Source organism: Actinosynnema sp. (assembly GCF_052038725.1).
Window position 1 is genome coordinate 1 of sequence record NZ_JBQGCX010001445.1, and the last position, 12,840, is coordinate 12,840.

14 protein-coding genes are annotated in these 12,840 nt (G+C 72.1%); 4 read left to right on the forward strand and 10 right to left on the reverse strand.

Annotated elements, in window-relative coordinates; all coding sequences use genetic code 11:
- Nucleotides 1-66: 66 nt before the first annotated feature.
- The gene (locus ACTUAL_RS30510) at nucleotides 67-804 is read right to left on the reverse strand and encodes a uracil-DNA glycosylase (RefSeq protein WP_440902660.1); all 738 of its coding nucleotides are present in this window, start codon (nucleotides 802-804) and stop codon (nucleotides 67-69) included.
- Nucleotides 805-966: 162 nt separating this feature from the next.
- Here ACTUAL_RS30510 and ACTUAL_RS30515 point away from each other — a divergent pair, with 162 nt between their 5' ends.
- Nucleotides 967-2,448 carry a S10 family peptidase gene (locus tag ACTUAL_RS30515; protein WP_096491457.1) on the forward strand — a complete coding sequence of 494 codons (1,482 nt, stop codon included), beginning with the start codon at nucleotides 967-969 and terminating at the stop codon, nucleotides 2,446-2,448.
- Between the two features lie 51 nt (nucleotides 2,449-2,499).
- Here the strand turns inward: ACTUAL_RS30515 and ACTUAL_RS30520 are convergent, their stop codons facing one another.
- The 6 genes from ACTUAL_RS30520 to ACTUAL_RS30545 form a co-directional block, all read right to left on the reverse strand.
- The gene (locus ACTUAL_RS30520; RefSeq protein ID WP_440902653.1) at nucleotides 2,500-3,498 is read right to left on the reverse strand and encodes an ABC transporter ATP-binding protein; all 999 of its coding nucleotides are present in this window, start codon (nucleotides 3,496-3,498) and stop codon (nucleotides 2,500-2,502) included.
- Nucleotides 3,491-4,474 carry an ABC transporter ATP-binding protein gene (locus ACTUAL_RS30525; RefSeq protein WP_440902654.1) on the reverse strand — a complete coding sequence of 328 codons (984 nt, stop codon included), beginning with the start codon at nucleotides 4,472-4,474 and terminating at the stop codon, nucleotides 3,491-3,493. Before ACTUAL_RS30525 ends, ACTUAL_RS30520 begins: the two co-directional genes overlap by 8 nt.
- A gap of 12 nt (nucleotides 4,475-4,486) precedes the next feature.
- Nucleotides 4,487-5,410 carry an ABC transporter permease gene (locus tag ACTUAL_RS30530; protein ID WP_096491454.1) on the reverse strand — a complete coding sequence of 308 codons (924 nt, stop codon included), beginning with the start codon at nucleotides 5,408-5,410 and terminating at the stop codon, nucleotides 4,487-4,489.
- Nucleotides 5,403-6,329 carry an ABC transporter permease gene (locus tag ACTUAL_RS30535; protein ID WP_096491453.1) on the reverse strand — a complete coding sequence of 309 codons (927 nt, stop codon included), beginning with the start codon at nucleotides 6,327-6,329 and terminating at the stop codon, nucleotides 5,403-5,405. Before ACTUAL_RS30535 ends, ACTUAL_RS30530 begins: the two co-directional genes overlap by 8 nt.
- A 70-nt stretch (nucleotides 6,330-6,399) precedes the next feature.
- Entirely contained in the window at nucleotides 6,400-8,025 is a 1,626-nt protein-coding gene (locus tag ACTUAL_RS30540) for a peptide ABC transporter substrate-binding protein (protein ID WP_096491452.1), read from the reverse strand.
- Nucleotides 8,026-8,205: 180 nt separating this feature from the next.
- On the reverse strand, nucleotides 8,206-9,168 hold the full coding sequence (locus tag ACTUAL_RS30545) for a Ppx/GppA phosphatase family protein (protein ID WP_096491451.1): 963 nt from the start codon (nucleotides 9,166-9,168) through the stop codon (nucleotides 8,206-8,208).
- Nucleotides 9,169-9,307: 139 nt separating this feature from the next.
- Between ACTUAL_RS30545 and ACTUAL_RS30550 the strand changes: the two genes are divergently transcribed.
- The 3 genes from ACTUAL_RS30550 to ACTUAL_RS30560 are packed head-to-tail and all read left to right on the forward strand — an operon-like array spanning nucleotide 9,308 to nucleotide 10,264.
- Nucleotides 9,308-9,568 carry a hypothetical protein gene (locus ACTUAL_RS30550; RefSeq protein ID WP_440902655.1) on the forward strand — a complete coding sequence of 87 codons (261 nt, stop codon included), beginning with the start codon at nucleotides 9,308-9,310 and terminating at the stop codon, nucleotides 9,566-9,568.
- Nucleotides 9,569-9,572: 4 nt separating this feature from the next.
- Nucleotides 9,573-10,007, forward strand: a complete 435-nt coding sequence (locus tag ACTUAL_RS30555; RefSeq protein WP_440902656.1) for a hypothetical protein — start codon at nucleotides 9,573-9,575, stop codon at nucleotides 10,005-10,007.
- Nucleotides 10,008-10,024: 17 nt separating this feature from the next.
- On the forward strand, nucleotides 10,025-10,264 hold the full coding sequence (locus tag ACTUAL_RS30560; RefSeq protein WP_440902657.1) for a hypothetical protein: 240 nt from the start codon (nucleotides 10,025-10,027) through the stop codon (nucleotides 10,262-10,264).
- Between the two features lie 74 nt (nucleotides 10,265-10,338).
- On the opposite strand, the gene ACTUAL_RS30565 is transcribed toward ACTUAL_RS30560, so the two are convergent.
- The 3 genes from ACTUAL_RS30565 to ACTUAL_RS30575 form a co-directional block, all read right to left on the reverse strand.
- On the reverse strand, nucleotides 10,339-11,640 hold the full coding sequence (locus tag ACTUAL_RS30565; RefSeq protein WP_440902658.1) for a lytic transglycosylase domain-containing protein: 1,302 nt from the start codon (nucleotides 11,638-11,640) through the stop codon (nucleotides 10,339-10,341).
- 209 nt (nucleotides 11,641-11,849) lie between these two features.
- Nucleotides 11,850-12,272: a DUF501 domain-containing protein gene (locus ACTUAL_RS30570; RefSeq protein WP_232520125.1), complete on the reverse strand. Its 423-nt coding sequence runs from the start codon at nucleotides 12,270-12,272 to the stop codon at nucleotides 11,850-11,852.
- Between the two features lie 59 nt (nucleotides 12,273-12,331).
- The coding region (locus ACTUAL_RS30575) for an FtsB family cell division protein (RefSeq protein ID WP_440902659.1) at nucleotides 12,332-12,840 on the reverse strand (509 nt) is incomplete at its 5' end.

A 12,840-nucleotide genomic window follows, 5' to 3' on the forward strand; every position in this document is an offset into this window, starting at 1 on the left:
CCGTCGGCGGGGCGCGACAGCGGCCGAGCGGCCGGTCGGCCCGGTGCCCCCGGCGGCTGTGGCCGGTCAGCCCGGCGGCCCGGCCCCCGGTTCCGCGCCCAACCCCGCGTCGGCCTTCGCGCGGGACAGGACCTCCTCCACCATCGCCACCGTCAGCAACCCGGTCTGGGTGTTGCGGCGGCTCACGTGGTAGCAGCCGTGCAGCACCAGCGGGGGTCCGCCGTCCGAGGCGGGCAGTTCCACGCGGGCGCCGTGGGTGAAGCGGGGGCGGGGTCGCGGGACGGTCCAGTGGGCGGTCAGCGCGGGGAGCAGGGACTGCCAGCCGAAGCCGCCCAGGACCACCACCGCGCGCAGGGTCGGGCGCAGCAGGGTCAGCTCGCGCTCCAGCCACGGGCGGCAGGTGTCGCGCTCGGCCGGGGTCGGCTTGTTGTCCGGCGGGGCGCACTTCACCGGGGCGGTGATCCGGGCTCCCAGCAGGCGCAGGCCGTCGTCCCGGGACACCGCCTCCGGCTGGTTCGCCAGGCCCACCGCGTGCATCGCCGCGTACAGGACCTCGCCGGAGGCGTCGCCGGTGAACATGCGGCCGGTGCGGTTGCCGCCGTGCGCGGCCGGGGCCAGGCCCACCACGGCCAGCCGCGCGTCACCGCCGCCGAAACCGGGCACCGGCCTGCCCCAGTAGTCCTGGTCGCGGAACGCGGCCCGCTTGACCCGCGCCACCTCCTCGCGCCACGCCACCAGCCTCGGGCACGCCCGACAGCCGCTCACCCGGCGGTCCAGCTCCGGCAGGCCCGGCACGGCGGCCAGGTCACCGCCCCCGTCGGGCGCGCCACCGCCGCCCGACTCGCCACCGCCGCCCGGCACGGACGCGCCAGCGCCACCCCCCGCGCCCGCCCCCGCAACCCGCCGCCCCGCCACCCGCCCGTTATCCACCTGACCCGCCGCCTCCCCGAACGTAGGGTTCGGACCATGAGCGACAAGGACACCACCCCCGCCCCGGACTCGCCCGACGCGCCCGCCGAGGCGACCCCCGAGGACGACCTCGTCACCACCTCCCACAGCATCACCGTCAAGCGCCGCAAGCTGAACTACACCGCCACCACCGGCCGGGTCGTGCTGCGCGAGGAGGTCGTGGAGGACGGGAAGTTCCAGGGGCTGCGCCCCAAGGCCGAGGTGTTCCTCACCGCCTACACCGCCGACGACGGCGACCCGGCGACCCGGCCCGTCGTGTTCGCGTTCAACGGCGGCCCCGGCTCGGCCAGCGTGTGGCTGCACCTGGGGCTGTTCGGCCCGCGCCGCGTGGTGTCCGGCGACGCGGGCGAGCCCGTCCCCCCGCCGTACGAGCTGGTCGACAACGCCGAGACCCTGCTGGCGCACAGCGACCTGGTGTTCATCGACCCGGTGTCCACCGGCTACTCGCGGGCCGCCGAGGGCGAGCAGCCCGGCAGGTTCCACGGGTTCCAGCCGGACGTTGAGTCGGTCGGCGAGGTCATCCGGCTGTGGACCTCCCGCAACGGCCGCTGGCTGTCCCCGAAGTTCGTGGCGGGCGAGTCCTACGGCACCACCCGCGCCGCCGCGCTCGCCGAGCACCTCCAGCAGCGGCACGGCATGTACCTCAACGGCCTGGTGCTGATCTCGTCCGTGCTGGACTTCGCGACGCTGGACTTCAACGAGGGCAACGACCTGCCGTACTCGCTGTACCTGCCGACGTACGCCGCGATCGCCCACCACCACGGCCTGCACGGCGACCGGGAGCTCGCGGACGTGCTCGCGGAGGCCGAGGAGTTCGCCGCCGAGGGCTACCCGTGGGCGCTGGCGCGCGGCAGCAGGCTCACCGACGAGGAGCGGGCCGACGCGGTGTCCAGGCTCGCGGCGCTGACCGGGCTGTCCGAGGACTACGTGGACCGGGTGGACCTGCGGATCGAGCACGTCCGGTTCTTCACCGAGCTGCTGCGCCACCAGCGCCGCACGGTCGGGCGGCTGGACGGCCGGTTCACCGGCTGGGAGAGCGACTACGGGCGCGAGCTGTTCAGCGAGGACCCGTCGTACAGCGCGATCCTCGGCCCGTACTCGGCCGCGCTCAACCACTACGCGCGCGTCGAGCTGGGCTACGAGAGCGACCTGCCGTACGAGATCATCTCGCGCGCGGTGCACCCGTGGTCGTTCAAGGAGTTCGAGGGCGCGCACGTGACGGTGGCGAACAAGCTGGCGGCGGCGATGCGGGCCAACCCGCACCTGAAGGTGCACGTGGCGTTCGGCTACCACGACGGCGCGACCGCGTACTACGCCGCCGAGCACGTGCTGGCGCACCTGAAGATCCCGCGCGAGCTGGCCGAGAACGTCGAGTCGGCGTACTACCCGGCCGGGCACATGATGTACGTGCACGAGGAGTCCCGCGTGCAGCAGTCGAAGGACATCGCGGCGTTCGTGCGCGCGGCGTCCAACCGCTAGCGGGAACCGGTGCGGGGGCGGCCGGAAGAGCCGCTCCCGCACCGCAGAACCCTAGCCCGGCACCACCGACCGCTCCTCGGCGAAGTGGCACGCGCTCAGGTGCCCGAGCCGCTCCACCAGCGGCGGCTCCTCGGTCGCGCACACGTCCCGCGCCTTCCAGCACCGGGTGCGGAACCGGCAGCCGGACGGCGGGTCGATCGGCGACGGCACGTCCCCGGTCAGCCGGATCACCTCGCGCCTGCCGCGCAGCTCCGGGTCGGCCACCGGCACCGACGACAGCAGCGCCTGGGTGTACGGGTGCGTGGGGTGCGCGTAGATCTGGTCCTCGGTGCCCACCTCCACGAACTTGCCCAGGTACATCACCGCGACCCGGTCGGACAGGTGCCGCACCACCGACAGGTCGTGCGCGATGAACACGTAGGCCAGCCCGAACTCGCGCTGCAACCGCCCGAGCAGGTTCATCACCTGCGCCTGGATGGACACGTCCAGCGCGGACACCGGCTCGTCGCACACGATCACCTTGGGCCGCAGGGCGAGCGCCCGCGCGATGCCGACGCGCTGCCGCTGCCCGCCGGAGAACTGGTGCGGGTACCGGTTGGCGTGCTCGGGGTTGAGCCCGACGACGTCCAGCAGCTCCCGCACCCGCGCCGCGCGCGACCCGGCGGGCGCGACCTCCGGGTGGATCTCGAACGGCTCGCCGACGATGTCGCCGACGGTCATCCTCGGGTTGAGCGAGGTGTACGGGTCCTGGAGCACGATCTGCAGGTCCCGCCGCAGCGACCGCATCGCCGCGCCCTTGAGCCCGAACATGGGCCTGCCCTCGAAGCGCGCCTCCCCCGAGGTGGGCGGTTCCAGGCACATCAGCACCTGGGCGAGGGTGGACTTGCCGCAGCCGGACTCGCCGACCACGCCCAGCGTCTCGCCGGGCATCAGGTCGAACGAGACCCCGTCGACCGCCTTGACCTGGCCGATGGCGCGCTTGAACAGCACGCCCCTGGTCACCGGGAAGTGCTTGACCAGGTCCCGCACGCTCAGCACCGGTTCAGGCACCGCTGACCTCCTGTTCGGCGAAGTGGCACGCGCTGTCCCGCCCGCCCGGCAGCGGCACCTGCGGCGGGACGTCGACCGAGCAGACGTCCGCCGCCCTGGGGCAGCGCGGGTGGAACGGGCAGCCGGGCGGGATGGCGAGCAGGCTCGGCGGCAGGCCGGAGAGGGTGCTCAGCTCCGAGCCCTTGGCCTCGACGTGCGGCAGCGACCGCATCAGCGCCGACGTGTACGGGTGGCCGGGCGCGCGGAAGAGCGACCGCGCGTCGGCGTGCTCGACGATCCGGCCCGCGTACATGACCGCGATCCGGTCCGCGACCTCGGCGACCACGCCCAGGTCGTGGGTGATGAGCACCATGGCCATGCCCCGGTCGCGCTGGAGCTCGGCCAGCAGGTCCATGATCTGGGCCTGCACGGTCACGTCGAGCGCGGTGGTCGGCTCGTCGGCGATCAGGACCTCGGGGTCCAGCGCCAGCGACATCGCGATCATGGCGCGCTGCCGCATCCCGCCGGAGAACTGGTGCGGGTACTCGCGCACCCGCTGCCTGGCGTGCGGGATCTTCACCTGGTCCAGCAGCTCGACGGCGCGGGCGCGGGCGTCCTTGCGGGACATGCCGCGCCGCGTCCGCAGCTGCTCCTCGATCTGGAACCCCACGGTGAACACGGGGTTCAGCGCGGACAGGGCGTCCTGGAACACCATGGCGATGCCCTCGCCGCGCACCAGGCGGCGCCGCTCGGGCGGGGCGCCCAGCAGCTCCTCGCCCTTGAACCGGACCGAGCCGCCCGTGACGTGCGCGGGCGGGGTGTCCAGGATGCCCATCACCGCCTGGGCGGTGACGGACTTGCCCGAGCCGGACTCGCCGAGCACGGCCAGCGTCTCACCGGCCGCGACGTGGTAGCTGACGCCGTTGAGCACGCGCGCGACCCCGTCGCGGGTGCGGAACTCCACGTGGAGGTCGTCGACCTCCAGCAACGCTGTCACCGACAGCTCCTCCTAGCGCAGCTTGGGGTCGAGCGCCTCGCGCACCGCGTCGCCGAGCATCACGAAGGCGAGCACGGTCGCGGTGAGGAAGCCCGCGGGGAACAGCAGGGCGTGCGGGGCGACCCGGATGTAGTCCTTCGCGCCGTTGATCATCACGCCCCAGGACACGACCGGCGGTCGCAGCCCGATGCCCAGGTAGGACAGCGTGGCCTCGACGCCGATGAACGCGCCGAGCGCGATCGTGGCGTACACCAGGACCGGCGCGACGCAGTTGGGCAGCAGGTGCTTGACCATGAGCCTGCCCGAGCCCGCGCCGAGCGCGCGCGCCGCCTTCACGTAGTCCTGCTGCTTGGCCGCGACGGCCGTGGACCTGGTGATGCGCATGGCCACCGGCCAGGACAGCACCGAGATGGACAGCACCACCTGGGCGACGATGCGGGCCGCGCCCGCGTCGCCGCCCGCGTTGAGCGTGGTCAGGATGACGATCGCGCCCAGCACGAACGGCACGCCCACGAACACGTCGGCGATCCGGGACACGACCGCGTCCAGCCAGCCGCCGTAGAACCCGGCGAGCAGCCCGAGCACGGCCCCGACCAGCAGCACGCCGAGCGTGGCCAGCAGCCCCACGACGATGGACGCGCGCGCCCCGTGCACCGTGCGGGCGTAGATGTCGTAGCCCTGGTTGTCGTAGCCGAACCAGGCCTCCGCCGAGGGCGCGCCCCGGCTCCGGGACAGCACCGCCAGGTTCGGGTCCGCCGAGGTGAACAGGCCGGGGAACACGGCCATGACCACCACCACCGCGATCAGCGCGGTCGACACCCAGAACAGCGGCCGGGACCGCAGCTCCCGCCAGGCGTCGCCGAACAGCCCGCGCGACTCGCCGCCGGGCGCGCCGCCCACCTCGGCCAGACCGCTGGCCGCCACCGACTCAGTCATAGCGAATCCTCGGGTCGAGCACGGCGTAGAGCAGGTCCACCAGCAGCGTCATGAGCAGGTAGACCAGCACCAGCAGGGTGACCAGGCCGGTCACCATCGCGCCGTCCTTGGTCAGGATCGAGCGGAACACGAGCCCGCCGATGCCGGGCACGTTGAAGATGCCCTCGGTGACGATCGCGCCGCCGAGGAAGGCCCCCAGGTCCGTGCCCAGGAAGGTGATCACCGGGATGAGCGAGTTGCGCAGCAGGTGCACGCCCACCACCCGCTTGTCCGGCAGGCCCTTGGCCAGCGCGGTGCGCACGTAGTCGGCGCGCCGGTTCTCCGCGATGCTCGCCCTGGTCAGCCGCGCCACGTAGGCCATCGACAGGCTCGCGAGCACGAAGCCGGGGACGAGCAGGTCGCCGAACGAGGGCGAGGACCCGACCGTGGGCGCGATCCAGCCCAGTTGCAGGCCGAACACCAGCTGCACGACGTAGCCGGTGACGAACACCGGGATGGAGATCAGGAACAGCGTGGACACCAGCACCAGGCTGTCCAGGAACCCCCGCCCGCGCAGCCCGCTCAGCACGCCCGCCGCGATGCCGATGACGGCCTCGATGAGCAGGGCGACCAGCGCGAGCTGCAGGGTGACCGGGAACGTGTCGGCGATCCGGTCGGCGACCTCGATGCCCGAGGACGTCTCGCCGAAGTCGCCCCGCACCAGGTTGAGCAGGTACTTGCCGTACTGGACGAGCAGCGGGTCGTCCAGGTTGAACTTCTCGCGCATCGCGGAGACGTAGGACTCCGGGCAGTCCCGCTCGCCGCACTTGCCCTCGAACGGGTCGCCCGGCACCGCCCACACCAGGGCGTAGATCAGGAACGTGGTGCCGAGGAACACCGGCACCATCTGCAGCAGCCTGCGCAGCACGTAGCGCCCCAAGAGCGCACTCTCCTCCCGAGTGGCCCGGCCGCGCCGCAGCGGGCGCGGCCGGGCCGTCGAGCTAGGGGACTCAGCCGACCTCGACGGAGGCCAGGTCCAGGGCGCGGAAGGGGTCGATCTTGGCGGTGGTGAGCCGGTCGGACTTGCCGCCGATGGTGTTCTGCGTCCACAGCGGCACGGACGGCATGTCGGCGGCGATGAGCTTCTCCGCCTCCTGGTAGAGGGTGATGGCCTGGTCCGCGTCGGCCGCCTTGTCCGCCTCGGCGAGCTTGGCGTCGACGGCCGGGTTGGAGTAGAGGCCGTCGTTGGAGGAGGAGCCGGTGCGGTAGTTCGGGGTGAGCCAGTTCTCGATCGACGGGTAGTCCGCGATCCAGCCCGCCCGGTACATGCCGGTCATCTCGTGCGCGTTGACCTTCTGCCGGAACTCGCCGAAGCTCGTGGACGGCGAGAACCGCACGTCCAGGCCGAGCGCGTTCTTGATGCTGTTGGCCACCGCCTCGGCCCACTCCTGGTGGCCGCCGTCGGTGTTGGACAGCAGCAGCAGCGGACCGGTGTACCCGGACTTGGCCAGCAGCTCCTTGGCCTTGGTCGGGTTGTACTCGCAGTACTCGCCGCACTGGTCGGGCGTGTAGCCCTCGGTCAGCGGGTGCACCCAGCCGTCGGCGGGGACGCGGCTGCCCTCGAAGATCCGCTGGGTGATCTCCTCGCGGTCGATCGACATGGAGATCGCGCGGCGCAGGTCCACGTTGTCGTACGGCGGGAGGTAGAACGGGAAGGCGATGGTCTGGTTGTTGAGGGTCTCCTTCTGCAGGACCCGCTCACCGAGGTCGCCCTCGTACTTCTTGCCCGCCAGCGCGTTCGGGGGCAGCTCCTCCATGAAGTCCAGGGAGTTCGCCACGAGGTCCGCGTAGGCCGACTCGCGGCTCTGGTAGACCTTGAGCGTGACGTCCTTGATCTTCGGCTTGTCGTCGCCCCGGTAGTCGTCGTAGCGGGTCAGCTTGACCTCGGCCCCGACCTGCCGGGAGACGAACTTGAACGGCCCGTTGCCGATCGGCGCGGCCTCGAACGCCTTCTGGTCCTTGAAGAACGCCTCGGGCATCGGGGAGAAGACCTCGTAGCCGATGGTCACCGGGAAGACCGAGAACGGCTCGGTGAGGGTGACGGTGAAGGTGCTGTCGTCGACGACCTTCAGGCCCGACATGGTCTCGGTGGTCGGCGCGGGCGCCTGCTGCGGCCCGTCGGCCCCGTCCGGGTCCTCGGGGTGGACGTCGGCGTAGCCCTCGATCTGGGAGAAGAACGTCGCGCCCTGGGTGGCGTTGGGCCCGTAGGCGGTCCAGTTCCAGGCGTCCACGTAGCTCTTGGCGGTCACCGGGGTGCCGTCGTGGAACGTCCAGTCGGGCTTGAGCTTGATGGTGAAGAGCTTGGAGTCGGTCGTCTCGATGGACTCGGCCATCGCGTTCTCCGGCTGCGCGGTGTCGGCGTTGTAGCCGACCAGGCCGGTGAACATGGCGTCGAGGATGCGGCTGCCGCCGACCTCGGTGGTGTTGCCGGGGACCAGCGGGTTCTCCGGCTCGGTGTTGAAGATCGTGATCCCCGCGTCTGCGGAGCTGCCCGCCCCGTCGTCCCCAGAGCCACCACAGGCCGTGACCACCATCACAGACACCGCTAAGATCGGCACCAAGCGTACACGCGACATGCGTCCTCCCCTCACAACCGACCCGATCGGCGGTGACCGAGCAGAGCCATTTGCTTGCACAGCGTGAGAGGGACGCTATCCGTGATGTGGCGGAGTCCACACGGGTGAAGGGGTTACATCCTGATCACGAACATTCCCCGTTGACCGTTCTGCCCGAGCGGACTCCCCCACCCGCCGCGCTCAGCCCCCGACGGCCTGGGAGAAGGCGATCCCGTCCAGGATGTCGTGCTCGCTCGCGACCAGCTCGGTGATCCCGGCCCGCTCCGCGAGGTGCTCCGCGATGGCCCGGACCACGATCGCCCCACCGCAGATCACGTCGACCCGTCCGGGGTGCATCGCCCCGAGCGCGGCGCGCTCGTCGTGCGGCATCAGCAGCAGCCGCTCCGTGATCTCCTGGATCCGCGCCAGCGGCAACCGCGCGAGGTGGATCTCGTCGGGCCGGTAGGCGTCCAGCTCCTTGGCGAGCGCGACGAGCGTGGTGACCGTCCCCGCGACCCCGATCCAGGTCCGCGCCCGCTCGACCGGCACGCGGTCGAACGCCTCCTGCAGCACGCTCTTGGCAGTCGCCACCGCGTCCTCGACCTGGGCCGCGCTGGGCGGGTCGTCGTGCAGGTGCCGCTCGGTCAGCCGCACGCACCCGATGTCGACCGACCGGGCGGCCTCCACGCTCCCGACAACCCCGTCCCACCCCCCGAGCACGATCTCGGTGGAGCCCCCGCCGACGTCGGAGACGAGGAAAGGCCCGTCCTCAGCCTCAAGATCGGCGACAGCCCCCGTGAAGGACAGCGCGGCCTCCTCGTCCCCGCTGATCACCTCGGCGACCTGCCCCAGCACCTCCTCGGTCATCCCGAAGAAGTCGTCCCGGTTGGACGCGTCCCGAGTGGCCGAGGTCGCCACCATCCGCACCCGCTCGGCCCCCTTGCGCCGGAGCACCGCCGCGTAGTCCACGAGCGCGGCCCTGGTCCGGGCGAGCGCGTCCGGGTGCAGGGCCCCCGTGGCGTCGACCCCCTGCCCGAGCCGAACGACCCGCATCTCCCGGTGCACGTCCCGCAACCACCGCCCCCCGTCGTCGGAGGCGGTGACATCGGCGACGAGAAGCCGAATCGAGTTGGTCCCGCAGTCGATCGCGGCCACGCGCGCCATGGTGAGTGCCCTCCAGAGTTGAGCCGGCACCAGAACGCTAACCCGCACCCCAGCGCCGGGCACACCAGGCCTCATCACCCGGAGGAGTCTTGGTCTCGTCGAGTACCCACGGGCACTGTGGTACCCACAGGAGGCGCAGATGACCAACACCACGGCCGTGCTCAAGGTCGACAGCTCGACGCACGCGCTGGTCGCCCACGGCGCGATCGCACTGCGCATGACGCACAAGGAGCTGGTCGACGCGGCTGTCCGCGACTACCTGACCAAGCACCGCGAAGCGGTCACCACCCGGATGCGAGCGGTCATGGCCGAGATCGACGACACGGAGGAGAGCCGGGTCTCCGCGCTGACCGGCCTGTCCCCTGAACGCATCGCCGAGCTGGGCGGCCTGTCCCGGTAGACCGATGACCACGCGCCCCACCCTCCGCTGCCCGACCGGGGAACTCGGCATGTCGCCCCCTCCGGCGGAGGCGCCCCTCGGCGAAGTCGACCACCCGCTGCCGCGCGAAGCGGCGCTCCAGCTCGCCGACCCCACCGGAACGCGCGAGCGCATCTCGGCCATCGACGACACCGTGTTCTTCAAGATCAAAGCCCAGCGGTGGCGCGGAGCCGCGTGGACCGACGGGAACGGCCAAGCCTGGCTGGTGGCGGCCGGGCAGCGGGAAGAGGGGTCGAAGGACGACTTCTCCGAGTCGCTGGCGACCGCCGCGCGAGTCGCGCGAACCCGGTACAACAGCGAGCACAGCCCACCACCACGTTCACCAAGGCCTGGCTGCCGAACGACGACGACCGGGACCGACTCCTCCTCGAGGCGGGCCTGCGCCTCGTCCGCGAGCTGAAGTCGACCGTGCACCGGTTGACCCGCAAGTCGCTGCTGGACGGGCACGAGACCTACGTCGCACTGCGGGTGACCGGTTCCGTCCCCGAGGGGTTGCCGGTCACCGTGCCGGCTTCGGCGCCGGGGTGCGACCGGGACAGCTGGGACTGCGAGATCTCCACGCCGGACCGGCCACCGGGGAACAACGAGCAGGTGTGGTTCAACCTGATGGACCCCGCGGCAGCCTCAGAACTCCTGGCGGATGACTTCACGGCTTAGCCCCACCTCCACCGCCCAAGGCCGAACCGGCCACCCCGCGTCGCGGAATGGCCGGCCCCAAGCCTCGTCGGCCCTCACGCAGTGGCCATCGGCGCGGAACTGCCCTGGGGCAGCAACGACTCCACGATCTCCCCCGACGACGGCGCCGTCACCACGCTCGTCACGCTGGTGGTCGGCGCCGACTCGCACCCAGGCGGAACCCCGGTGGTGGTGGTCACCGACTCCGACGGCGTGATCTCCGTGGTCGTCGTGACGACCGGAACGCTCGGGCACCCCGAGGGATCCGTCGTGGTCGTGGTCGTCGTGGTGGTCGTCGTGGTCGTGGTGGTCGTCGACCCACCACTCGTGGTCGTGGTGGTAGTGGTCGTCGTCGTGGTCACCCCACCACTGGTCGTGGTGGTCGTGGTCGTGCTCCCACCCGACTGCCCCTGCCCGTTCCCCTGGTTCCCGCTCCCCTGGTTCCCGTTCCCGGAAGACGACCCCCCGGAGTTCCCAGGCGGGGCGATCGGCGTGAAGTCCTCGTCGGACCCCGCCAGATCGGGCAGCAACGTCACCCCGTTGCGATAGGCGTCGGCCCAGTACAGAACCGTCCGCACGTACTCCTCGGAGTGGTTGTACCGGAAAACCGACTTCGCCCGCTGAGCCGGGTCGCTCAGATCCGACCCGTAGGCGCACAGGTAGTTCCCAGCCCCGACAGTCGCGTCGTAGACGTTGTTGGGGTTCCGCTCCCCGTCCCCGTTCCCGTCGGCCGCGTACCCCTGCCAGGTCGACGGGATGAACTGCATCGGCCCCACGGCCCGGTCCCACGTGGTGTCGCCGTCGTACCGCCCGCCATCCGTGTCGTGGATGGGCGCGATCCCCGGTCCGCCGTTCAACACCGGCCCCAGGATCGCCGGAACCGCGTTCCCCCGAGCGTCCACCCGCCCGCCCCGCGCGTGCCCGGACTCGATCCGCCCGATCCCCGCCAGCAACGACCAGTGGATCTTGCACCCCGGCGTGGTCTGCGCCAGCCGCTGCTCGGCCCGCGTGTACGCGTCGAGCATCACCCCCGGCACCCCCAGCGGCCCGGTCGGCAGGCTGTCCACGCCGGTCGGCAGGTAGTCGCCGAACGCGCTCGCGTCGTCCGCGTCCGCGATCAGGTCCGCGCCCAGCGCGTCCGTCCGGGGGAGCTTTCCGCCTGCCCCGAACCGGTCCTCCCCGGCGCCGGACCGCACCGACAGCGCGCCCAGCACGTCCCCGGCCCCCGGCGGCACGGCGCTCAGCGCGCTCCGCGCGGACACCGGCAGCCAGTCCACGCCCAACGTCCCGTTCAGCAGCGCGGGCACCAGCATCGCGCACGTCGCCGTCGCCGCCAGACCCCGCTGCCTGGGCGTCATGGCGCCTCGATCTGCTCTTCGGCCGCGTCCCCGTCGCTTCGGCACAGCAGCGAACTCCCTAGTCGGTGGATCCCCCGTTCCCGCCGCCCAGACTGCCCGATCCAGGGGTGCCTGTCACGGGCGCGCACCTGCTTTGTGCCCCCGGGTCTGCCCTCGCGGTCGGCTTTCCACCCGTGGCCAACACTCCCGCTCCCGAACGGGAGCGCCCCTCACGTCCGGGCGGCGCAGTCCCCGCTCGGCCACACGTCCGCGAGCAGCGCGAGCGCCTCGTCACCGAACGGGTTCACGCCCGGACCGACCGCGAGCGCGTGCCCGACGTGCACGTGCAGGCACTTGACCCGCTCCGGCATCCCGCCCGCCGTGACCTTCGTGCCCAGCGACTCGATCGCGTCCCGCTCGGCCAGGTACGACTCGTGGGCGCGCAGGTACGCGGCGGCCAGCTCCTCGTCCTCGGCGAGCCGGTCCTGCATCTCCCGCATGACCCCCTCGCTCTCCAGCCTGCTGACCTGCGAGGTCAGCCGGGGGCACGTCAAGTAGTACAGCGTCGGGAACGGCGTGCCGTCCTCCAGCCTCGGGCTGGTCTGCACCACCGAGGGGTGCCCGCTCGGGCACCGCGCCGCGATCGCGCGCATCCCGCGCGGGACCCGCCCGAGCTGCTCCGCCACGATCGCCAGGTCCTGCTCGTCCACGTTCACTTCGCCGCCACCGAGTCCCACAGCTGCTGGTACCAAGCCTTGTTCGGGACCGGCTCGCTGGCCGGCCTCTCCTCCTGCTCCGGACGCCCCGAGTCACCGGGGAGCTGCACGACGTAGGGCGTCTCGCCCGGTCGCACGTAGTGCAGCCTTCGCCGAGCCTCGGCCGCGATCACGGCCGGGTCGTCGAGCTGCGGCCTGCGCTCTTCCAGCTGCGCCACCTGCTCGCGCAGCGCCTGCTGCGACGTCGCCACGTCGCGCAGCTCGTCCCGCTGCGCCAGGTAGGTCCGCAGCGGCACGGCGATGCTGAGCGCCAGCGCGCACACCACCATGGCCAGCACCGCAGCCTGGCGGGTGCTGGTCATGCCGAACGCGCCGCCGGTGCCCGCGCCCGCGCGGGTGCGCGCCTTGGACTGCGCCCGCCGCCGGGCGGGCTGCTGCCGCGCCCCGCCACGCCCCTTGGCCGCCTCGTCGCGGGCTCCCCCGCGCGCGCCCGCCTTCGGGCCGC